We start from the raw sequence: 20378 nt of genomic DNA, 5'->3' as shown, positions 1-20378 counted from the left end.
GGTGTTCATCTCCGTTGAAAGTCGGGCGAGACCAGCAAAAGTGCAATCGCCGTGGAGGCACTTTCGGCCCGCGCAATGGCCAATGCGGTGGGCGCGCCCAGCGAGCCGGGCAGCAACACCTGGCCGAGCGAGCGCGCGTCGAGCCGGTCGCCGACGCGCGCCGCGAGGCGCTGCGCCAGTTCGACCCGGCGCACCAATGCATCGGGCGCCGCCCAGCTTGCAGCAATATCGTCGTAGCCCGCGGGCGAGCCCGGACGCCAGACCGGCTGGCCGAGTTGGGCGAGAAGCGGTGCGGCCTGCACATTGCCGAGTTCTTGCCAGCCGAGGCCGCGCATCGACGAAATCGCCCACTCCCACGGCGTCTTGAATTTGACGGGCGTGGGCGCCCAGGCTTCGCGCAGGTCGAGCAAGGCACGGTAGACGGTGGGCAGGTCGCCGCCGCTCATCTGGAACGCGCTCGCCAGCTTTTCGCTCGCGCCCGCGGGCGGCGTGTCGGCGATGAAATGACGCGCCAACTTCGTGCCGATATGCTGCGCGGTCGCGGGCGCACTGGCGAGGTCACGCAGAATCGCGAGCGCCTGCTCTTCGCCGCGCTGATCATAGCGGCGGCCCATCACCGTGCGAACACCGGGCTCGTGCAGCGCCTCGCGAAACACAAAAGTGCCCGGCGCCGCGGCCGCCTGCGCCGCTTGCACCGGCGGCTTGCCGGGCATACCTTGCATGCCGGAAGGGCGCGCATTCATGGGATCGGCCACGACACTCCAGCCTGTCAGTGCACGGGCGAATTCCGTGACGTCGTCCTGGCTGTAGCCGCTGCGCACGCCGAGCGTGTGCAGCTCCATGATTTCGCGTGCGAGGTTTTCATTCAGACCGGGCTTGCGCTCCGGATTACGCGCCGCCGCGTGCATCGCCGCCATGCTGTCCGGCCCCACCGAGCGCGTCTGATCGAGGAACAGTTGCATCGCCGGATGACGCTCGACAGCCACCAGCATGTCCTCGAACCGGCCCAGCACGTGCGGGCGGATCGCCTCGGCTTCGAACGAGCCGGCGAGCGCAGCCACAGCGGGCTTTTCGGTCGATACCGCGAAGTGGTTCGCCCAGAAATGAACCAGCCGTTCGACGAAAGGCGTCTTCGTGGTCAAGGCGCTCACGACGCGCGCATTCACCGAAGCGCGGTACGTATCGCGTATTTCCACACGCATTGCTTTACGTTCGGCATCCTTATTGTCTTGAGCAGCGCTTTGCGAGGCCGCCGGCTGCTTGCCTGGCGCGCTGGCCTCTGCGTTGCGTTGTGCGTTGCCTTGCACATTGTTCTGCGCCGGCGCGCTCGCCGCGCCGGGATTGGCTTGTCGTTGCTGACGCAACCGAAGCCGCTCCTGCTCCAGTTCGCTCGACAGCACAGCCGAGTCCGGCTGAGCGGCCCATGCAGCGGGCCTCGGCTCGTATTGCTCGAATTGTGCGAGCAACCACGCTTTGGGCTCGGCGGGCGGTGTGTCGTCCGCACGCGCGCCAAGGCCGAAGCGGTTCAGCGCAATCGCGGCAGCGGTCAGATCAGGTGAGGTAGTCATACAGCCCTCTTCGGCATTCGATACTGCTTGAACGTTCGCGCGACAGAAGATCCGTCGCCACGATCAGCCATTTTTTCACTCGCTCGCAGCTTGATTGGCGGATGCGGAACTGGCCGGCCCGGCGCCCTTGGCATTCGCTTGCGGTTCGCGCCACTGTCCGCGCAAGCGCAGGCTGTCGGCGAATTCCACGCGTTCCTGCGGCGACAGTGTGGCGGCGAAGTCCGCCACACTGCTTTCCACTGTCGCGCGCAGGTTGCTGTCTGCCGCACGGGTGCGTGCCAGCGCTGCGTCGAGCGCGGCGCGGTCGAGCTGCGGCGCGGCGAGCAGACGCAACACCTCGCGGCGCGCTTCGCGCGCCTCGCGCCCATACTGGCGCCCTTCGCGACGTCCATTCTTCAGGCTGTCGGCGAAGGCCTTCTGGCGCGCAGGCGAGAGCGTCTCTGCGGCAAAGCGCAAGGCCCGCTGCTGTGCGGCGAGCGGCGCCGCGGCTTCGCGCGCCGCATACCATCGATACACGCCGCCGGCGATCGCGCCCAACAGAAACACATTGAGGACGAGCGACACCGCCAGCACGACTTTCCACGACCGGCTGTTCATTCGCCGCTCCAATCGGCGGACGACCCACCGAAACTCGATGTCAGGTAAGACTCGTGCACGGACGGTACCGCTTCCGTCAAAACAAAAAACGACACGGCCAACGCTCCGGCCACGCCGCCCAGCAGTCCCACGCCGGCGACGGCCGCGCCCGACCACCACCACGTGCGCCGCTGTGAAGCCGGCCGACGCGCGGGCGCACTGGCGACGATGCGCTGCTGCAATGCCGCGTCCGGCGGCGCCGCCGCGTCGGCTGCGAGCCACGCGTCGAGGGCGGCCGCTTGTGCGAGCCACGCGTCGGCTTGCTGACGATGCCTCTGCGCCCACGCCTGCCCCGCCGCCCGCTCGGCTGACGGCCAGCGGCGCGGATCGGCGCCATAGGCTTCCACGATCTGATGAAATCTTTCGGGCGTCATGACTTGTCCTTGCTAAGGCCGCTGCCGGCCAGTTGAACGCGAAGGTTGCGGCGCGCGCGGGCGAGCAGGCTTTCCAGCGCATCGACGGTGATGCCCATCAGCGCGGCGGCGTCGATGTTCGACATCTCCTGGTAGTAGCACAGCACCAGCGCCTCGCGTTGCCGCGCGGGCAATGCGGCGAGGGCTGCACGGATGCGCTCGTCGCGAGCCCGTGCTGCGAGCCGCACATCGGGCAATGCGGCGGGATCGACTTCTTCGGGCAGCTCGTCGCGCAGCTCTTCGCGACGGCCGCGCAAACGGTCGTAACAGAGATTGAGCGCGACCCGATGAACCCACGTGTCGAACTTCGCCTCGCCTTCGCGCCAGCGCGCCGCGTGTTTCCAGATCCGCACGAACACCTCCTGCGCGACGTCTTCCGCTTCCATGCGATCGCCCAGCATGCGGGTGGCGAACGCGAGCAGACGCGGCAGTTTGCGCGCGACGAGCGTGCGCACGGCCGCCGCGTCATGACGGCCGACCTGTTCGAGCAACTCCGCGTCCGGGTCGCGTTCGCTCAAGGCGTGGCGCTCCCGGGCGCACGTGCGGTGCAATTCACGTCGGCTTCAACCTCGCAGTTTGGTTGCGCGCGCAACGGTGGCCCGATGCGCGCGGCAGTCGGAACCGCCGCCATCAATACACGACGACTGCCGGACGATAGTAGACCGGCCGCGCTGGATACACCACACAGCCCGCCAACATCGCCGCAAGCAGGAATATCACAAGTGTTTTCATGACAGTCGCCTGACAGGTTGCGCAAAGCCGTTCACGCCCAATGACCTTCGACCCAGCGCCAGTGCGGACCGCGCTGCACCCAATGGCCGGGCACCCAGTGATAGCCGGGGCGCACCGTCTGCCAATGGCCGGGCACCCACACATAGCGGCCGCGATACCAACGCCAGCGGCCCTGATCCCACACGTAGCCCGCGCGCGGCGCCGGCACGACCTCGACGCGCGGCGGCGGCGGCGCCACCGGCGCGACGATCACGGCCTGCGCGAGCGCGGGCGCCGAGGTGAGCGCAGCGCCAGAGGCTAATGCGGCGGCAAGCACGAGGCTCGCGAGCCGAAGCGGTTTTGTCGATGTCATGCTGGTTTCTCCCGTTTGAATATCGAAGCACGATGCGGCTTCGTTTCCTCTTGAACGGAGCAGCTTCGAAAATCCGTCGCTGGATTTTCACGGACCAGCGCCCCGCTATGATCGCTGACGAACTGATCGCCGCCCAGCCACCGGCTCTAATTGCCTTCGGGGCAAGGCCAGCGGTACGCGGCAATCGGGCGTATGCTGGTTCACGACGCCGCCGCGCGCTGCATGCGCCACGTCTGCGCAAGCTGTCATGGCGACGCAGGCGCCGGCGGCGCTCGCCGCATTGCCGCAGCGCACAAAAAAATCACAGAGCGGTTTATCCGCAACTGGAGGATGACATGCACGTTGGCGTTCCAAAGGAAATCAAGAACCACGAATACCGTGTGGGACTGACACCGTCGTCGGTCCGCGAAATGGTAGCGCACGGGCATACGGTCACTGTCGAAACAGGCGCCGGCAACGGCATCGGCGCATCGGACGCAGTCTATGAAAAGGCCGGCGCGAAGATCGTGCCGCGCGCCGAAGAGGTGTTCGCAACGGCGGAGTTGATCATCAAGGTGAAAGAGCCGCAGGCGGGCGAGCGCGCCATGCTGCGCGAAGGCCAGATCCTCTTCACCTATCTGCATCTTGCGCCGGACCCGGCGCAATGCGCCGATCTCGTGAAGAGCAACGCCGTCTGCATTGCCTATGAGACCGTCACGCAAGCAGCCGGCGGCTTGCCGTTGCTCGCTCCCATGTCCGAGGTTGCGGGCCGCATGTCCATTCAGGCAGGCGCGTTTTGTCTGGAGCGTGCGCATGGCGGCAAGGGCATTCTGCTTGGCGGCGTTGCGGGCGTGCCATCGGCGAAAATCGTAATTCTCGGCGCGGGCGTGGTCGGCTCGAACGCCGCGCAGATTGCCGTGGGCACCGGTGCTCAGGTCGCGGTGATCGATCGCAATCTGGACGCATTGCGGCGCATGGACCGTCTGCTCGGCGCCCGCGTGATGACCGTGTTTTCGAATCAGGACAATGTCGAAAAACACGTGCTCGAAGCCGATCTCGTCATCGGCGGCGTGCTGATTCCCGGCGCGGCCGCGCCGAAACTCGTGACACGCGCGATGGTCGAAGCCATGCAGCCGGGCGCCGCGATCGTCGACGTGGCTATCGATCAAGGCGGCTGCTGCGAGACGGCGAGGCCCACCACGCATGCCGAGCCGACCTACAGAGTGGGCGACGTGGTGCACTACTGCGTCGCGAACATGCCGGGCGGCGTGCCGCGCACCTCGACGTATGCGCTGAACAACGCAACGCTGCCGTTCGCGCTGCAAATCGCGGACAAAGGCTGGCGCAAGGCATTGCAGGACGACGCGCATCTTCGTAACGGCCTGAATGTCGCGCTCGGCAAGGTGACCTGCCGCGAAGTGGCGGAGGCGCTCGACTACACGTGGGAGTCGCCGGAATCCGTCATGGCGATGTGATCGGCCAGGCGTTGTCCGGCAGCTTCGGGCACGCCGCTTCTTTGTCTGGCTCAACGAAGGGCGCGGCTTTTTCCCGCCCCGTCGACGGAAAACCGTTCGCCCACCGAAGTCTGCATGATTCTCTGCCATTCAGGAGTGAGCGTATGACAGAAGCGCCAGCACTAGCGGAATGGATATTCGATCAGATGGCCGATGCCGCCATCTACGCGGACCGCTCCGGCACCATCGTGCGCTGGAACCGCGCCGCCGCCGCACTGTTCGGCCACAGCGCCGCCGAGGCGCTCGGCCAGAATCTCGATATGATCATCCCCGAACGTTTGCGCGCGGCGCACTGGCGCGGCTTCGAGGCGGCCATGGCAAGCGGCGTGACCAGGACGCACGGCCGCGCGACCCTGACGAGCGCGATCCACAAGGAAGGCCGCAAACTCTATGTGGAGATGACCTTCGCGCTGGTCGTCGATGCAGACGGCAGCGCGTGCGGCTCCGTGGCCGTGGCGCGTGACGTCACCGCTCGCGTCGAACAAGAACGGGCCGTTGCCCGTCACGGCGGCCCTGTGTAACGCCTACTCGACGTGCGCCTTGACATGCTCCGGCCGCCCCGCCGCGTAACCGAACCAGGCCGACACCACGCATACGCCTGCACATAGCGCGGCCAGGCTGTTCAGCGAACCGGTTGCATGGAGCAGCGATCCGGCAATGAACGGTCCACATGACGCGATCAGATAGCCGATGCCTTGAGCCATGCTCGATAGCTGCGCGGCCACGTGCGAGTCGTACGAACGCAGGCCGATAACGGTGAGCGCCAGCGTGAACGACGCGCCCTGCGCCATGCCGAGCAGCAGTGCGGCTATCCATATGGTGGATAGAGGTGCGAAGAAGCAGCCCATCAACCCCACGCCCGTCAACAGCAGCGCACTCACATTCACCACGCGCTGATCGCGCAGACGAGCAAGCAGAAACGGCAGCAAGAGCGACGCAACCGCCTGCGTGACGACGCTCAGCGACAGCATGAATCCGGCGTCGACAGCGCTCATGCCGCGCGTGCGAAGCACTGTCGGCAGCCAGCCGAACACGATATAAGCCAGCGACGATTGCGACCCCATGAACAGCGTGACCTTCCACGCCAGCGGGTCTCGCCACAGTCCGCTCACCACATGGACGCGTCTTGCAGTATGCGAGGCCCTGGCGGGCAGACGCACGCCCCACACGAGCGTCGCGAGCGCAACCGGCAAGGCCCACAGTGCCAATGCCCACGCCCACGCGTTGCCGCCCGCGCCGCCGAACAGATGCCCGATCGCGTTGGCGGCGGGCACGGTGGCCGCCGCGGCCGCGGCGGCGCCCGCGCACATGGCGGCGCTGTAGATCCCCGTCATCAACGCGACATGATGCGGAAAGTCGCGCTTCACCACGCCCGGCAGCAGCACGTTCATCAGGCCGATGGCAAAACAGGCCACGATCTGACCGACATACAGCACCTGCCATGCTGGGACGACCCGCAACGCGGTGCCGAGTGTCAGCAGTATCAGCAGCGCGAGCAATGCGCGCTCACTGCCGAGGCGCCGTGCGAGCAACGGCGCAAGCGGTCCGAACAGGCCGAAGCACAGCGACGGCAAGGTGGTCAGCACGCTCGCGCCGGTGCGCGACAGATGAGTCGCCCGCACCGCTTCGAGCAGTATGGGACCCACGCTCGTAATCGGCGTGCGTAACGAGAAGGCGATCAAGGCAAGGCTCGCCGCCAGCGCGATCGTACGGGCGCGCGAATCGTGGGGCGCCGGCGTGTCCGCGGCAGCGCGCGCGGGCGCGCCGGACTGTGCGTGCTGAAGGTTGCGAGGCGTTTCGGGGGTTGTCATCGATGGCGTGCGTTTTTAAGGTTCGGCGAAGGCGACCCTTGTTCGTCTCGCATTGTATGCGGCAAAGGCGCTGAGCATCGGAGATCGGCAATTGCGGATACCGGGGATAAGGCCGTGAGTATCGGATTGCGGCGGATGCGCGCGCGGCTTGTGCCTGCGCGGAGTGGGTCGACAAGGCCATTCCCCCACCGCGAGTAGTGCCTCCATGCATATCGTAAAATTACGATATATACTCCGTTCCGTAGCGATAGAGGCGTCCGGCGGCCGCCGCCGCGCGCCTGACTGTTGAACAGCATGACGGTAGTTGACGAATGAAACGAACCCCCATCGCGCCGGACATCGACGCGATCCACAAGGCGCTCGCCAATCCGGTGCGTCGCGAGATTCTTGGCTGGCTGCGCGAGCCGTATGCGCATTTCGCCGATCAGGAGCTCCCGCTCGACCATGGCGTTTGCGCGGGCAAGATCGACGCGCGCTGCGGGCTCTCGCAGTCCACCGTGTCGGCTCACCTCGCGGCGTTGCAGCGCGCCGGACTCGTCACGTCGAAACGTGTGGGGCAATGGGTGTTCTTCAAACGCAACGAGCCCGTTATTCAGGCGTTTCTCGAGCATATGAACTCGAAGCTCTGAGCCGTCTCGCATCGCCGCTTTCCTTCACTTCTCGTTGCCGCGCAACTATTTTTCGGCAAGGCGTCCGCGCCTTCGCCAAAGGTGAACATTTATGCCGACTCTTTTCGATCCGCTGCAAATTGGCGACCTCACGTTGTCCAACCGCATCATCATGGCGCCGCTTACGCGCCAGCGCGCCGAGGAAATCCGCGTGCCGAACGCGCTGATGGCGAAGTACTACGCCGAGCGCGCAACGGCGGGCCTCATCATTAGCGAAGCGACCTCCGTCACGCCGCAAGGCGTGGGCTATGCCGAAACGCCGGGTATCTGGTCGCAGCAACAGGTGGAAGGCTGGAAGCTCGTGACGAAGGCCGTGCACGCTGCAGGCGGCAAGATCTTCCTGCAGCTGTGGCACGTGGGCCGCATTTCCGATCCGCTGTTCCTGAACGGCGAACTGCCGGTCGCGCCGAGCGCCATCGCAGCGAAAGGCCACGTGAGCCTCGTGCGCCCCGAGCGTCCGTATGTGACGCCGCGCGCGCTGGAACTCGATGAAATCGCCGGCATTGTCGAGGCGTTCCGCAAGGGCGCGGAGAACGCGAAAGCAGCAGGATTCGACGGTGTGGAAGTGCACGGCGCGAACGGCTATCTGCTCGACCAGTTCCTGCAGGACAGCACCAACCAGCGTACCGACGCATACGGCGGCCCGATCGAAAACCGCGCGCGTTTGCTGCTCGAAATCACCGACGCGTGCATCGACGTGTGGGGCGCCAACCGCGTCGGGGTGCATCTCGCGCCGCGTCGCGACGCGCACGACATGGGCGACTCGAACCCGGCAGCCACCTTCGGTTATGTGGCGCGCGAACTCGGCAAGCGCAAGATCGCGTTCATTGCCGCGCGCGAAGCGTTGGGCGAAGACCGCCTGGGTCCGCAATTGAAGAAAGCGTTCGGCGGCCCGTACATCGCGAACGAAAAGTTCACGAAGGAGACCGCGCAGCAAGTGCTCGACGCCGGCGAGGCGGACGCAGTGGCGTGGGGTCAGTTGTTCATCGCGAACCCGGATCTGGTGCGCCGCTTTGCGACCAACGCGCCGCTGAACAAGCCCGATCCGTCCACTTACTATGCACGCGGCGAAACCGGCTACGTCGATTATCCGGCGCTGGAAACGGTGGAGTAAGCAAGACTGAAGCAACAAGCGGCGGGCGTGGCCGGAGCAAAACTCCGGCGGCGGCCGCCGCGTTTTTTTGTGCCGTCCCGCCACGCCTCGCGTCTGCATCGCGCGGCTTGGCGTGTCAGCCAAGATCGCGGCGCATGAACACGCGTTTCGATTCGTCGAGACCGCGCGCGATATGCGCTTCGCGTCGCGCAATCAGTGCGGCGTCGAGGTCGGCTTCTTCGATATCGCTAAAGCCAAGACGCCGGTAATACGGCGCATTCCATGGCACCTCGCGATACGTCGACAGATTCAGTTGCATGAGCCTACGCGAACGCGCAAGCTGCGCGACCTCGTCGATCAGCGCCGCGCCAATGCGCCGCCCTGCATGCGAAGTGAGGACGTCCAGCTCCTGAACATAGATACGCGCGGGCTGCGGTTCGAACATCACGAATCCGGCAGACGTCCCATCGCGATCCACCGCGACGATGATCTCGCGCGCCGCAATCTTGCGCTCGACAAGCGTAAGGCTCATGGGCGGCGCATCCGCAATGCCCGCCATGCCGACACTCGCAAAGCGCAGGCCCGCGTCGAATTCGATGGTGCGAACGGTTTCGGCATCGTCAGGCGCGGCGAAACGGAAAGCGATGTCGCTGGATGGCTGCATGCAGATCGGAATTGATGGGTTGATCGTGAACTCGCCGTGCTTCAACGCGTTACTGACTCGACGAAGCAGCCGAAGCTGCCGGCGCCGCGCTGCCCGACTGGCCGGACGCCGCTGCGGCATCGCTCGCGCGCTTCGCGGCGTCGCTCTCACCGCTAGTTCCTTTTGCGCCGGCGGAATTGCTCATCACGCCGCTGCTCCCGGAACTCAGGGTGTCCTTACTGGTGTCGTCCACTTTCTTGCAGCCCGAGCCGCCCACGGCCAGCGCGGCGATCCAGACAGCCAGCAACGCGCTTTTCACATTCCAATGCATCGTAGCACCCGTTTAGTTCGCCGTCGCCCGAGGCGCGGCCTCTGTTAGTCGATATCCGCAGCATCGGCTGTGCCCGCGCGTGGGCGCGCAGCATCGCGCACGACCCGGCAAGCGGCTTGCTTCGAAGCTAATCTGGTCTTGGTTCGACACGCAGGAGGAAAACCGATCATGCTGCTCAGCGACGAAGAACTCGCGCGCCTCGACGGCGTGGCACCCTTTCTCGAGAGCGAAGCGAAGACGTCGCTCAACTTCGCACCCCACTACGAAGTGACGGCTGAATTCGAGGCGCATCTGCAGCCGGGCTTGCGCATTCGCGCACCGGCCTCCGACGCTGGTCGCGCGGAGCCCCGCGATGCCGACACCCCGCCCTATCCACTCAATCTGTTCGTCGGCGTGCCGCTCGACGAATTGCGCCAGCTTGCGCAAGCCGACGACAGCAAGCGCGAAGCGATGATTGCGAGCTTCGGCGCGTCGTTCACTCCGCGCCTGCTGCGGGCAATCGAAACGGAAATGCCTGGCGCGATCAATCTCGACGCCGGTGTGCAGAACGAAGCCGGCACACTCTCGGTCATGCTCGCCGAACTTTCGCAGACGTGACGGGCGCACGTCTGCGCAACGCGTGGCCACGGCGTCTGTTGCACGCGCCATTGCCGCGGTTTACTTCAACTTGTAGTTACTTCCGTCGCTTGCAGATTTGACAGCGGAGGCGGCGCCTCGCACATCGTGGCAGGCGCCGGTCCGCGCCACATTACTCGTTGCCCACGCCTTTCGAGACTTCCGCGGGACTGCCGTACTCCTGCTCCGGCAAGCGTTCGAGCGCGTCGAGCACCTCGTCGTCGGCGCCGTTGCCCTTCGCCGTGTCCAGCAGACTCGCCTTGTCGGCGGGATACGAGGCGCCCTTGAGCGCTTTCTGGACATCGATGAATTTGCGAATCGGGCCGCCGTTCGAATTCGAATTGGACGCCATATGCATCTCCTTGGGGTTCGCTAATCAGGTGGCAGACGTGCAGCATGGCGCGTTCCTCGCGGGCATGCGCGCCTCGCATCTGCTGCGTCCGTGCGAAACGTTAGATGGCGGTAGCGGGAATGAATCTGGCTCGTAGTACGGAAGCGGGCCGCCGCACTCAGGGCGGCCCACTTTCGTCTCCGTCAGCAAGCAAAGGAACTTGCCGTGAGTACTGCGGACCGCGAAGCAATTCTGGTGAACCAGCAGGCGATTCTCGCGCGATTCGGCGAGCTCGCGCTGCGCTCTGACGACCTCGACGAAATCCTCACCGAAGCGTGTCGTCTTGTGGCCGAAGCGTTGCAAACGGACATGGCGAAGGTGATGGAATTGCAGAAGGACCGTATCACACTGGTCGTGCGCGCGGGCGTCGGCTGGCCGCCTGGCGTCGTGGGCGTGGCGAAGGCGCGCGCCGAGCGCGGCTCGTCCGAAGGTTATGCGCTGCAAACCGGCAAGCCCGCCATCTCGCCCGACATCGAGAATGAAACGCGCTTTCGCTATTCGCAGTTCATCGTCGATGCGGGGGTGAAGGCGCTCATCAACGTGGTGATTCTCGGGGGCAAGGACCGGCCCGCGTATGGCGTGCTGCAGGTGGACAGCCGCCATCCGCGCAACTTCGACGACGCCGACACCGAATTTCTGCGCTCCTATGCGAACCTGCTCGCCGCGGCCGTCGAACGGCTCAGAATCGCCGCAGAAACCCACAAGCACGCGACGTGGCTGCGCGAAAGCGAAGAACGCTACCGCATGCTGGCCACGCAGATTCCGCAACTGGTGTTCACCTGCACGAGCACCGGTGAGCGCACCTGGGACAGTCCGCAATGGATCGAATACAGCGGCCTGCCGGAGAAGATCAGCCGGGGGCTCGGATGGCTCGACGCGATTCATCCCGACGACCGCGACGCGACGATGATCGCATGGAGCACGTGTGAGGTGAAGGGCGAATATGCGGTCGCGCACCGCATCCGCCGCGCGGACGGCGCTTACCGCTGGTTCCAGACTCGCGCGAGACCGGTGCGCCCCGAAGGACGCACGGTGACGTGGCTCGGCACATCGACGGATATCGAGGACCAGGCTCGCATACGCGAAGCGCTCGAACGCAGCGGCGAGGAACTTGAGCGGCGCGTCTCCGAGCGCACGGCCGAATTGCAGCGGGCATTGGACACGCTTCATGAGGAAACGCGCGAACGCTCGCGCGCGGAAGAGCGCCTGCGTCACAGCGAAAAACTGAAGGCGATCGGCCAGCTGACCGGCGGCATCGCGCACGATTTCAACAACATGCTGCAGGCGATCATGAGTTGCCTGAGCCTGATTCGCGTGCGCATGCAACAGGGCCGCCCTACCGACGTCGTCACTCTCGTGGAGCGCGCCGAAAAAGGCGCGGTGCGCGCGGCGACGCTCACGCACCGTCTGCTTGCGTTCGGCCGTCAGCAGACGCTCGAGCCGCGGCTCGTCAGCCTCGATGCCATCGCGCACGACATGGAAGACATGATTCGGCGCGTGGTCGGTGCCGGCATCAACGTCGAACTCAAACTCGGCGACGGCACCTGGCTCGTGCAATGCGACCCGACCCAGCTGGAAAGCGCGCTCGTCAATCTGTGCGTCAACGCTCGCGATGCGATGCCGGACGGCGGCTGGCTCACCATCAGCACAAGCGAGGTGATCCTGAGCGAAGCCGAGGTCGCCGACTTCGAAGACGCACAACCCGGCCGCTACTGCTGCATCGCGGTGTCCGACACCGGCATGGGCATGTCGCCGAAAATCATGGAGCACGCGTTCGAACCGTTCTTTACGACGAAGCCGTCGGGCCAGGGCGTCGGCCTCGGCCTGAGTCAGATTTACGGTTTTGTGAGGCAGTCCGGCGGCATCGTGCAGATTGAAACGGCGCTCGGCAAAGGGACCACCGTGCGCCTGTGCATGCCGGCCTCCGTGCAACGGGAAGATGCGGAAGAGGAGCACCAAGACCCGGCGAAAACCATCATGCTGGTCGAGGACGAAGAGATTGTCCGCGAAGTCACAGCCGAACAATTGCGGGAACAGGGCTACCGCGTGCTCGAAGCGGACAGCGGCGCCGCGGCGCTGCGGCTCCTGCATGCGGGCGCCCGTTTCGATCTGCTGATCAGCGACGTGGCCCTGCCCGGCGCGCTCAACGGACGCCAGATCGCGGAGTCCGTGAGGCAGCGTTATGCGTGGATGCCCGTCATTCTCGTCACCGGCTACGCGCCGGGGGACGCGCTCGTCGACATGGACGTGATCAGAAAGCCGTTCTCTCCGGAAGTACTCGCGGAGCGCGTGCGTGCGAAGCTGGAGCAACCGCAGACCGACGTCGACTAAACTAAGGCTCTCACGACGGCTAACGGCCCTTCATCATTCTTCTCACCGATCGACACCCATGCCAGTTTACGACTACGCGTGCGCCGAGTGCGGCAACTTTGAAACAGTCCGCCGCATTGCCGAGCGCGACGAGCCCGCGCCCTGCCCGCAATGCGGAAATGCCGCCGCACGCGTGGTGATCGGCGCACCGTCGCTGGGCGGCGGTTCGGCGCAAGCAAGCGAGGAAACCGGCAGCTATGGCATGCGGCACCGGGGCGGGTGCTCCTGCTGCTGACCCTCCTCGTCAAGATTACCGGCAACGGCTCCCGCGGTCGGCACGAGGCGTGCTATCAGCAAAGCAGAACCACTCCGGGAGAAGTAAAAATGGAACCAGCAAAGGTGCGCTCCAGCTCGGACAGCATGGAGACCGTTCCGCCGACCTCCAGCCCCGCCTATGCGGCAAGCAATCCCGTCACGCGCGCCTTCGACACGTTCGCAAGCTCCGTCACGCGAATTGCCGGATCGCCGATCGCCTTCGGCCTTGCGATCATCATCGTGATCGTATGGGGCATCACCGGCCCGCTCTTTCACTACTCCGACGCGTGACAACTGGTCATTAATACCGGCACCACGATCATCACGTTTCTGATGGTGTTTCTGATCCAGCAAAGTCAGAACAAGGACAGCGTCGCGATGCATCTCAAGCTGAACGAATTGCTCGCGTCGCATCGCGCGGCGAACAATCAACTGATCGGTATTGAAGACGCCTCCGAGGACGATCTACGGCGCCTCGCGGCCGCCTATCTGCGGCTTGCCAGCCGCGCGGGCGCGCACGGCAGGGAGAGCGTGGACGTCGACGCGTGCGTAGAAAAAACCGCCGCGGACAAGGTGAAGAGCGGCAACGAGGAAAGCGAGCGCGCCTGACCAAGGTGTCCCGCAGGATCGGCGCCGCGAGCGAGCTAGCTGCCGTCGGGGACGTTACCGTCCGGCCCGTTGTCCGGGCCGCTGTCCGGCCCCTCATAACCCGGCAGCCCGAGCGCTGCCTCGCTCTTCGCCAGGTCCAGCGCTCGCTTCACTAGTGCTTCGTACTCCTCGTCGTTTGCCGGACGCGGCAGCAGCTTGCGGAACAGATCCGCCCAACGGAATTCCGCCAACGGCACACTCGTTTTCCTATAACCGCCGGCCTCGCGCACCGACGCGGCCAGACTGCGGAACTCGTCGTCGACCAGTTCCCATACATGCAATGGCATCTCCGCGAAGGGCACTCGCTGGGCGCGCTCATCGTACGGATACGCCCAGCGATTGTCCTCGAGCGCGAGCCAGAATTCGGCCGGCGAGCAGGTGGACAAGTCTTTCACCAGCACGACCGGTACCAACTTGATATCCGCGTGCCACAGCGCCGCGGCCACGTGGTGATGATCGGTCGCAAACGCTTCGCCGCCCGGCCCGAGAACGATCGGAACCGGCTTTTCGGCGATCGCCATCTTCAGATCGTGACCGCTCAGCGATTGATAGAAGCGCGTCTTCTCACGCACCTCGCGCATGCCGTGCGTCACCTGAGTTGGCCGTATACGCTCGATTTCCAGCGTCTTCATCGTTGTCTCCCTGCCTGCAGCCTGTTATTCGTGCGGGGCGTGGTGCGCGCTTTGCGCACCTCACGGTTCCGGGTTCAGCAAATCCGCGGCGACCACTTCAGCGCCCTTACGCGCCGCCGCCTCGCGCGCTTCGAGCGCGGTGTCGAACGGACCGATCATCGGCGCACCGTCATAGGGGAAGATCAGGCGGTCGTCCGTCGTCCGCACGACCTTCAGGTCCCCGGTAAACGTGCCGGTCGCGGTGCGGCGATACGTCGGGTAGATCCTGTAGTCGCTTGCGCTGGTGGCGATACCGTCCGGCGATGCGAGGGCCCGCAGCGAACTATTGTGAAAGTGCAGCTTCCTTCTCACCATCTCGATGCCTGCAATTGCTATCGTCGACTGGTTAGGGGCCTTGAAAAAAGGAGCGTGGCGCTCGCGCATACGCGGGCGCGGCGCACATCGAATGCGCGCCGCGCTCTTTCCCGTCAGCCGGGACATCAGCGTCCGCAATGCGACGCCGCTACCGCTTGCAACAAAAAGTCAGGGCTGACGTTGTCCGCCCTGGTGCTGCGGCGTCTTCTGCTGGTTCTGCTGTTGCTGGCCGTTCTGCTTGCCGGCATTCTTCGGATTGCCAGGTTGTGCATTGGATTGCTTCGGATCGCTCATTTCGACTCCTTTTGATCAAAAGTACCTGTTGCGGCGCGTCCCCTGCCGCATGGCGCGACTATCGGGGACTGTCTTCCGCATATTCCGTACGTACGCCTTTCGGCAACCACGGCTCCCTGTGGCAACACCACAGTTCGTAACTCGGCTCATATACGCCGACGTTATCGAAAGCGCCGAGCGGGACGTCGAGTTCATCGCTTCCCACATATGCCATGAAGGCCACCGATCCGCACGCCGGACAGAAATACCTCCGTCCTTCAGGCGAGCTTTGCCATACATGGATCAGACCGGAGAACTCGACAGCGTCGCGCGCAAACATCGCGTAAGCGCCGAATGCGCTGCCATGTACACGCCGGCACGTCATGCAATGACACAGCGATACGCGCCGCGGCATGGCGCTCACGCGAAACCGCACGGCGCCGCAGGCGCATCCGCCTGTCTGCTCGATTTTTCCAACCTGATCGTGTTGTGCGCCTTCAGTGCTCATGCTGCAGCCTCCGGTCCGGCGTTGTGATGTCAATAGAGCGTGGTTCGTGCGCTACTTGTCACTCTTTTTCGGAATCTTTGCGCCGGATTTGCGGGCCTGATTCAGCGCGATGGCGACCGCCTGTTTATGCGGCTTGCCATGTTTCGTTTCGGTCTTGATGTTGCGCGACACGGTTTCTCTGGACGTTCCTCTTTTCAGCGGCATGATCCTCTCCTTCAGTCGACGCGTTAATCGGGACGCAACCGCGGCAAGCCACGGCTGCTATTAAAAACGCAGCACGCCACGTGCCACACGGCGTGCTGCGCACCGCGGCGTCGGACACGCCCGGGCGCCGCCGCATCAAGCCGTCGCGCGAGTGCAGCCGTTGCCTGTGACTATTCCGACACGCCCTTCTTCGACGCGAGTTGCTGCGCGCGCTGATAGTGCTCCTTGATGGTAGGCAGCCCCTTCTGCGCGGCTTCCTTGAGTTTCGCGTTCTGCCCGTCGGCGATTTCCTTCTCGAAGGCGGCAATCGTCTTCTTGTGCCCCTCGAGGGCGACCTTCTGGATATAGGCCTGATCGAATTGCTTGCCCTTCAACGGCTTGAGCGCGTCGAGCACGCTCGTATCCGAATTGTCCTTCGGCACTTCCACGCCATGCGGCGCGGCCATCTTCAGTTCGAGCGTCAGCTTCGTGTGATCGATCATCATGTGATGCGCGAACGACTTCACGTCCTTGTCGCTTGAGTTTTTGGTCGCCAGTTTGGAAGCGTCGATTTCCGTCGACGAAGACATCGAGGCCGCCTGCACGAAATCTTTGTCCACCTGCGGGAGCGGGTTGGCGGCAGTGGTCGAGGCGGCTTCCGTCTGCGCGTTCGCAGCGACCGGAACGAGGCTGAAACAACCGCACGCTAGTGCAATGACTGTCATCTTCTTCATGCGTTTCCTCACTGAGGTTCGAACGGGGTAGCAAAGTGGCGCAATGTTCGTTGCGACGCCCACGGCGCAGCAACCCGCATGCCGCGGCGCGTCAGAGCAGTGAGTTTTTTTTATCTGCCCCGCTCGAACGCGGGCACGGCTGCGGGACCGCCCCTTGCTGGTTGCCTTTGCCTTCCAACCAAACAGAGGGAGAACGCAATGACTACGAAACCCAAAGGTCCCGACGAGTCGACGCAAAACGAAGCCGGTGGCGAATCCGGCGAACGGACATTCGAAACCGACGTGTCGGAAACCGGTGATGACGGCACCACCGTCCGTCAAGCGGAAGTGAAGGAAAGCGACCTGTCGGAAGTGAAGAAGGACAAGTCCTGAAGCCTGTCGTCCTGAAGCCTGCCGCGAAGGCCGCGCCCGCCTTGCTTCGCGGACGCGGCCGCCATTCAACCTCAACACACGATAGCCTGTGAGAATCGCTCAAGTCGCACCCCTGTACGAAAGCGTTCCGCCCTTTGCCTATGGGGCGACCGAGCGCGTGGTCTCCTACCTGACCGAAGAACTCGTTCGACGCGGCCACGACGTCACCCTGTTCGCCACGGCCGACTCCAGCACCGCAGCGCGGCTCGTGCCGATCTGCGAGCGGGGGCTATGGCGCGACACGGCCGTGTGGGACACGCTCACGCATCATGTACGGCAGCTCGCGCGCGTCGCGCATCTCGCACATGAGTTCGACGTCGTGCATTTTCATGGCGACCCGCTGCATTTTCCGCTCGCGCGGTCGCTGCCGTGCAATTCGCTCACCACGCTGCACGGCCAGTTACTGCCGGTGGATCATGGGCCGCTCTTTCGCGAATTCGCCGCCGCGCCGCTCGTCTCGATCTCCGACGATCAGCGCAAGCCGGTGCCGTCCGCGAACTGGCTGGCGACGGTCCATCACGGCCTGCCGCGCGACGAATTCGAGTTCCAGCCGCTACCCGGCGACTATTTGCTGTTTCTCGGCCGTCTGATGCCCGGCAAGCGGCCCGACCTGGCGGTGGACATTGCAAGACGCACGGGGCTTCCGTTGAAGATGGCGGGCAAGCTGCATCCCGGCGAACGCGAATATTTCGCACAACAGATCGAACCGCTGCTCGAGCGGTCGCGCGATTTCACCGACTATCTCGGCGAAGTCGGCGGAACGCTGCGCAAGGAATTGCTGCGCCACGCGCGGGCACTGCTTCTTCCTGTGGAATGGGCCGAACCGTTCGGCATGGTGATGATCGAGGCGATGGCCTGCGGCACGCCGGTCATTGCGTTCGGACGCGGCGCGGTGCCCGAGGTCCTGGAGCACGGCGTCAGCGGCTTTATCGTCGACAACGTGGAAGAGGCCGTGCAGGCCGTGGCGCGCATCGGCGACATAGATCGCGCGCAATGCCGCCGCGCATTTGAAGCGCGCTTCACGGCGACCCGTATGGCCGACGATTACCTGCGCGTGTACGAGCACCTGCTCGCAGGAGCGGGCATGCGCGCGGCCGTGCCGGCATCCGGTAGCGACGCCGACGCACAGGCATACGGCTAAACGTTCGGCAAATCGCTCGCCGAATCGCCGAATTGCGGGCTCACTGCGGGCGTGAAAGCCACGGCCCCAGGAAGGAGCCGTGGCAAACGGCATCAACCGACGTTCACTTCAATTCGGCGCGGCCGCGCTTCTTCGCGTCGCGGAATGACGAGTTTCAGCACGCCGTCCTGCAGATTGGCTTCGATCTTCGACGTGTCGAATTCCGCGCCCAGCGTGAAGGAACGCTTGAAATGCGGCGCGCGGATTTCCGCGTGCTGCAGACGCAGGCCCGCGCGTGTCGGCACGCTCGCCTCCGCTTCGATATGCAGATTGCCGTCGTGCACGCGCACTTCCAGCTTCTCTTTGGACACGCCCGGCAAATCCGCCCACAGCGTGACGCCATGTGCGTTCTCGATCACGTCGACGGGCGGCGTGAGCGTCGCACGCGGCTCAGCCTGCTCGCGTTCACCGCGTGCCACCGGCTGCTGATCCTTCTGGACGACTTGAGTCGTATCGCTCATGATTCCCTCCATCACGGCTGATGATTACTGAATGGCGATGGCGCGAGGCCTCGACGATTCGCGCTTGCCGACGCTGATCGACAGACAGCCGTTCGAGTAGCGTGCCTCGACCTTGTCGGGATCGGCCTGTTGCGGCAGTTCGATCACGCGGCGGAAAGAGCCCGTGAACCGCTCCTGCGCGTACTGACGCGTGGACTCGTCGGCCTCGGGCGCGACGCGCTTGCGCTCGCCGGCAATCGTCAGCAAGCCCTTGTCGATGGACACGTCGAGTTGCGACGGATCGATGCCCGGCGCGAACGCGACAATCTCGATTGAGTCGTCGGTGGTGCCGATATTGATTTGCGGAAAGGCCGGCAGGCGGCCGGAGCGGATGCTCGAAGGGAAACCGCCGAACAGCGCCGACATCTGCTGCTGCAGACGGTCGAACTGACTGAACAGGTCGGTCGCGAAGTAAAGGTCACTCATGATCGTTTCCTCCTCGGTAGTGCCGGGGCGAGGAGACGGACGGGGACAACGCGCTCCGCTCCGCCTGCCCGCACCCGCTGACAGACAAATCGGGCATGCAGCGCGCCGCCGGAAGGGGCGTGTCTACTTCTCTACGTGCCCGGAACACTCACTGAGCGGAATCTAAAATAAATCCGCCCAACACGATTTCAAGACCCTTCCTGCAAATTTTTGCCCTTGAAAAATAGAGGCGAAACCACATAGTCGTGCGAGATCAAACAAGTGTCGGAGAAAGGCATGGAATTCGATTCGGACTGGCTGACTCTGGGACGGCACCGCGTGTGCCTGCGCTCGCCAAGGGGGTTTCCCACCGAGGGCATGCGCACCGCCGTCGACGTGATACGCATTGCCATCGAGAACAACATGAGCGCTCGCGCGCGCCTCGTGGATGTTGCGGTGCGAGAAGAAAAAGCGTACGACATCTCGGTGGGCACCACCTTCGCCGAAGACCGCCTGTGCGCCCCGCAACTGGAAGCGGCGATTGCCACGGTGCTCGGCTTGCTGCCGTCACAGGTGCGCATTTTCGTGACGGTGGTGACGCAGGAGGAGGTGGATCTGCATTTCGGCGTGTACGAGCGGATGCTGGCTGAAAAGATCAGCGGATTGCCCCCCATCAGACGGACTGCGCAAGAGGACGTGGACCGCCCGCGCGGCTTGTCCGATACGAGCCATCTTGCAGCAGAGCCGAAACCAGGCGGCCTCGCGGCTCGCGCGCAGCCTTAAGATTTCCTTCAGGATCGCGCGATAAATTCCAGGCAACGTCGGTTACCACACCATACCGGCGAGCCAGCCTCGCCGTACATTAATAAAAAAACCTGAGAGACCTCCATGCCGAAGGCAAAATCCGGCGGCGCCGCTGCAGCCAGCGCCCGCCTTGCGTACCTGCCGGAACTGGCGCGCGGCTCTTCGCATATCGGCAGTACCTTGACGCCGGAAAGCGAAAAGCGCGCGATTGCCGAAACCCTCGCCGAGTTCTGTCAAATGTATGGGGACGCGCAAGTCTCGCTGTTCCAGCAGCTCCTCGCGGAAGAGCTGCGGCACCGCGGCAAACGCGACGCCGCTGCGGCGGTCGCGCATTTCAAATTTGCCGGCGGTTCAGGCAGGCCCTGACAGCGCGGC

The 20378-nt window shown here is 64.4% G+C and carries 28 protein-coding genes and 1 pseudogene; 12 read left to right on the top strand and 17 right to left on the bottom strand.

The genetic code is table 11. The features are described 5' to 3' along the window. Nucleotides 1-5: 5 nt before the first annotated feature. The 5 genes from HV711_RS05675 to HV711_RS05655 all read right to left on the bottom strand — a co-directional run bounded on the left by HV711_RS05675 (nucleotide 6) and on the right by HV711_RS05655 (nucleotide 3701). Nucleotides 6-1568: a DUF1800 domain-containing protein gene (locus HV711_RS05675; protein WP_035478188.1), complete on the bottom strand. Its 1563-nt coding sequence runs from the start codon at nucleotides 1566-1568 to the stop codon at nucleotides 6-8. A gap of 75 nt (nucleotides 1569-1643) precedes the next feature. Beyond that, on the bottom strand, nucleotides 1644-2165 hold the full coding sequence (locus tag HV711_RS05670; RefSeq protein ID WP_035478185.1) for a periplasmic heavy metal sensor: 522 nt from the start codon (nucleotides 2163-2165) through the stop codon (nucleotides 1644-1646). Then, nucleotides 2162-2578, bottom strand: coding sequence for a hypothetical protein (locus HV711_RS05665; protein ID WP_014973133.1), 417 nt, complete (start codon nucleotides 2576-2578; stop codon nucleotides 2162-2164). Before HV711_RS05665 ends, HV711_RS05670 begins: the two co-directional genes overlap by 4 nt. After that, nucleotides 2575-3168 carry an RNA polymerase sigma factor gene (locus tag HV711_RS05660; protein WP_082201389.1) on the bottom strand — a complete coding sequence of 198 codons (594 nt, stop codon included), beginning with the start codon at nucleotides 3166-3168 and terminating at the stop codon, nucleotides 2575-2577. Before HV711_RS05660 ends, HV711_RS05665 begins: the two co-directional genes overlap by 4 nt. Before the next feature lie 212 nt (nucleotides 3169-3380). After that, a complete protein-coding gene (locus HV711_RS05655) occupies nucleotides 3381-3701 on the bottom strand; it encodes a YXWGXW repeat-containing protein (RefSeq protein ID WP_013591879.1) in 321 nt (106 codons plus the stop codon). A gap of 335 nt (nucleotides 3702-4036) precedes the next feature. On the opposite strand from HV711_RS05655, the gene ald reads away from it, so the two are divergent. Both ald and HV711_RS05645 read left to right on the top strand, forming a co-directional pair. Next, on the top strand, nucleotides 4037-5155 hold the full coding sequence (gene ald / locus HV711_RS05650) for an alanine dehydrogenase (RefSeq protein ID WP_035478181.1): 1119 nt from the start codon (nucleotides 4037-4039) through the stop codon (nucleotides 5153-5155). A gap of 143 nt (nucleotides 5156-5298) precedes the next feature. Next, nucleotides 5299-5715: a PAS domain S-box protein gene (locus HV711_RS05645; protein WP_028360165.1), complete on the top strand. Its 417-nt coding sequence runs from the start codon at nucleotides 5299-5301 to the stop codon at nucleotides 5713-5715. Between the two features lie 3 nt (nucleotides 5716-5718). Here HV711_RS05645 and HV711_RS05640 read toward each other — a convergent pair whose 3' ends face one another. Continuing rightward, a complete protein-coding gene (locus tag HV711_RS05640; RefSeq protein WP_035478178.1) occupies nucleotides 5719-7005 on the bottom strand; it encodes an MFS transporter in 1287 nt (428 codons plus the stop codon). Between the two features lie 311 nt (nucleotides 7006-7316). Between HV711_RS05640 and HV711_RS05635 the strand changes: the two genes are divergently transcribed. Continuing rightward, nucleotides 7317-7634: an ArsR/SmtB family transcription factor gene (locus HV711_RS05635; protein WP_013591875.1), complete on the top strand. Its 318-nt coding sequence runs from the start codon at nucleotides 7317-7319 to the stop codon at nucleotides 7632-7634. Nucleotides 7635-7725: 91 nt separating this feature from the next. After that, nucleotides 7726-8787, top strand: a complete 1062-nt coding sequence (locus tag HV711_RS05630; protein ID WP_013591874.1) for an alkene reductase — start codon at nucleotides 7726-7728, stop codon at nucleotides 8785-8787. A 115-nt stretch (nucleotides 8788-8902) separates the two neighbouring features. On the opposite strand, the gene HV711_RS05625 is transcribed toward HV711_RS05630, so the two are convergent. Both HV711_RS05625 and HV711_RS05620 read right to left on the bottom strand, forming a co-directional pair. Then, a complete protein-coding gene (locus tag HV711_RS05625; protein WP_035478272.1) occupies nucleotides 8903-9430 on the bottom strand; it encodes a GNAT family N-acetyltransferase in 528 nt (175 codons plus the stop codon). A 49-nt stretch (nucleotides 9431-9479) separates the two neighbouring features. Next, entirely contained in the window at nucleotides 9480-9740 is a 261-nt protein-coding gene (locus HV711_RS05620) for a hypothetical protein (RefSeq protein ID WP_013591872.1), read from the bottom strand. A 168-nt stretch (nucleotides 9741-9908) separates the two neighbouring features. Here HV711_RS05620 and HV711_RS05615 point away from each other — a divergent pair, with 168 nt between their 5' ends. Continuing rightward, the gene (locus HV711_RS05615) at nucleotides 9909-10337 is read left to right on the top strand and encodes a hypothetical protein (RefSeq protein ID WP_035478176.1); all 429 of its coding nucleotides are present in this window, start codon (nucleotides 9909-9911) and stop codon (nucleotides 10335-10337) included. A gap of 151 nt (nucleotides 10338-10488) precedes the next feature. On the opposite strand, the gene HV711_RS05610 is transcribed toward HV711_RS05615, so the two are convergent. Next, a complete protein-coding gene (locus HV711_RS05610) occupies nucleotides 10489-10707 on the bottom strand; it encodes a DUF2795 domain-containing protein (protein WP_013341490.1) in 219 nt (72 codons plus the stop codon). A gap of 204 nt (nucleotides 10708-10911) precedes the next feature. On the opposite strand from HV711_RS05610, the gene HV711_RS05605 reads away from it, so the two are divergent. The 3 genes and pseudogenes from HV711_RS05605 (at nucleotide 10912) to HV711_RS05595 (ending at nucleotide 13980) form a co-directional block, all read left to right on the top strand. Next, nucleotides 10912-13077: an ATP-binding protein gene (locus HV711_RS05605; protein WP_035478173.1), complete on the top strand. Its 2166-nt coding sequence runs from the start codon at nucleotides 10912-10914 to the stop codon at nucleotides 13075-13077. Nucleotides 13078-13135: 58 nt separating this feature from the next. Continuing rightward, nucleotides 13136-13351, top strand: a complete 216-nt coding sequence (locus HV711_RS05600; protein WP_013591869.1) for an FmdB family zinc ribbon protein — start codon at nucleotides 13136-13138, stop codon at nucleotides 13349-13351. Between the two features lie 89 nt (nucleotides 13352-13440). Further along, nucleotides 13441-13980, top strand: a pseudogene (locus HV711_RS05595) (low affinity iron permease family protein). Between the two features lie 35 nt (nucleotides 13981-14015). On the opposite strand, the gene HV711_RS05590 reads toward HV711_RS05595, so the two are convergent. From HV711_RS05590 to HV711_RS05570, 6 genes are all read right to left on the bottom strand, one after another. Then, nucleotides 14016-14651: a ParB/Srx family N-terminal domain-containing protein gene (locus HV711_RS05590; RefSeq protein ID WP_035478171.1), complete on the bottom strand. Its 636-nt coding sequence runs from the start codon at nucleotides 14649-14651 to the stop codon at nucleotides 14016-14018. Nucleotides 14652-14711: 60 nt separating this feature from the next. Then, entirely contained in the window at nucleotides 14712-15005 is a 294-nt protein-coding gene (locus HV711_RS05585) for a DUF6723 family protein (RefSeq protein ID WP_013591866.1), read from the bottom strand. 168 nt (nucleotides 15006-15173) lie between these two features. After that, entirely contained in the window at nucleotides 15174-15299 is a 126-nt protein-coding gene (locus HV711_RS33790) for a hypothetical protein (RefSeq protein WP_013591865.1), read from the bottom strand. A gap of 58 nt (nucleotides 15300-15357) precedes the next feature. Next, nucleotides 15358-15786, bottom strand: a complete 429-nt coding sequence (locus HV711_RS05580; RefSeq protein ID WP_082201388.1) for a GFA family protein — start codon at nucleotides 15784-15786, stop codon at nucleotides 15358-15360. A 51-nt stretch (nucleotides 15787-15837) separates the two neighbouring features. Continuing rightward, nucleotides 15838-15990: a DUF6496 domain-containing protein gene (locus HV711_RS05575; protein ID WP_013591863.1), complete on the bottom strand. Its 153-nt coding sequence runs from the start codon at nucleotides 15988-15990 to the stop codon at nucleotides 15838-15840. Nucleotides 15991-16160: 170 nt separating this feature from the next. Beyond that, nucleotides 16161-16703, bottom strand: coding sequence for a DUF4142 domain-containing protein (locus HV711_RS05570; protein ID WP_013591862.1), 543 nt, complete (start codon nucleotides 16701-16703; stop codon nucleotides 16161-16163). 198 nt (nucleotides 16704-16901) lie between these two features. On the opposite strand from HV711_RS05570, the gene HV711_RS05565 reads away from it, so the two are divergent. Together HV711_RS05565 and HV711_RS05560 are read left to right on the top strand one after the other, a co-directional pair. Further along, entirely contained in the window at nucleotides 16902-17075 is a 174-nt protein-coding gene (locus HV711_RS05565) for a hypothetical protein (RefSeq protein ID WP_013591861.1), read from the top strand. An 88-nt stretch (nucleotides 17076-17163) separates the two neighbouring features. After that, complete coding sequence (locus tag HV711_RS05560; protein ID WP_035478167.1) at nucleotides 17164-18255, top strand: glycosyltransferase family 4 protein; 1092 nt, start codon at nucleotides 17164-17166, stop codon at nucleotides 18253-18255. 92 nt (nucleotides 18256-18347) lie between these two features. On the opposite strand, the gene HV711_RS05555 is transcribed toward HV711_RS05560, so the two are convergent. Next, complete coding sequence (locus HV711_RS05555) at nucleotides 18348-18755, bottom strand: Hsp20/alpha crystallin family protein (protein WP_013591859.1); 408 nt, start codon at nucleotides 18753-18755, stop codon at nucleotides 18348-18350. Between the two features lie 24 nt (nucleotides 18756-18779). Then, nucleotides 18780-19220, bottom strand: a complete 441-nt coding sequence (locus HV711_RS05550; protein WP_013591858.1) for an Hsp20/alpha crystallin family protein — start codon at nucleotides 19218-19220, stop codon at nucleotides 18780-18782. Nucleotides 19221-19496: 276 nt separating this feature from the next. Between HV711_RS05550 and HV711_RS05545 the strand changes: the two genes are divergently transcribed. Both HV711_RS05545 and HV711_RS05540 read left to right on the top strand, forming a co-directional pair. Beyond that, a complete protein-coding gene (locus HV711_RS05545; protein ID WP_035478165.1) occupies nucleotides 19497-19982 on the top strand; it encodes a hypothetical protein in 486 nt (161 codons plus the stop codon). Nucleotides 19983-20087: 105 nt separating this feature from the next. Beyond that, nucleotides 20088-20369, top strand: a complete 282-nt coding sequence (locus HV711_RS05540; protein WP_035478164.1) for a hypothetical protein — start codon at nucleotides 20088-20090, stop codon at nucleotides 20367-20369. Nucleotides 20370-20378: the final 9 nt, after the last annotated feature.

The organism is Paraburkholderia phenoliruptrix (genome assembly GCF_902859825.1).
GTDB lineage: Bacteria > Pseudomonadota > Gammaproteobacteria > Burkholderiales > Burkholderiaceae > Paraburkholderia > Paraburkholderia phenoliruptrix.
The sequence above is the reverse complement of the archived record's forward strand: the minus strand, read 5'-3'. Positions and strand labels throughout refer to the sequence as shown.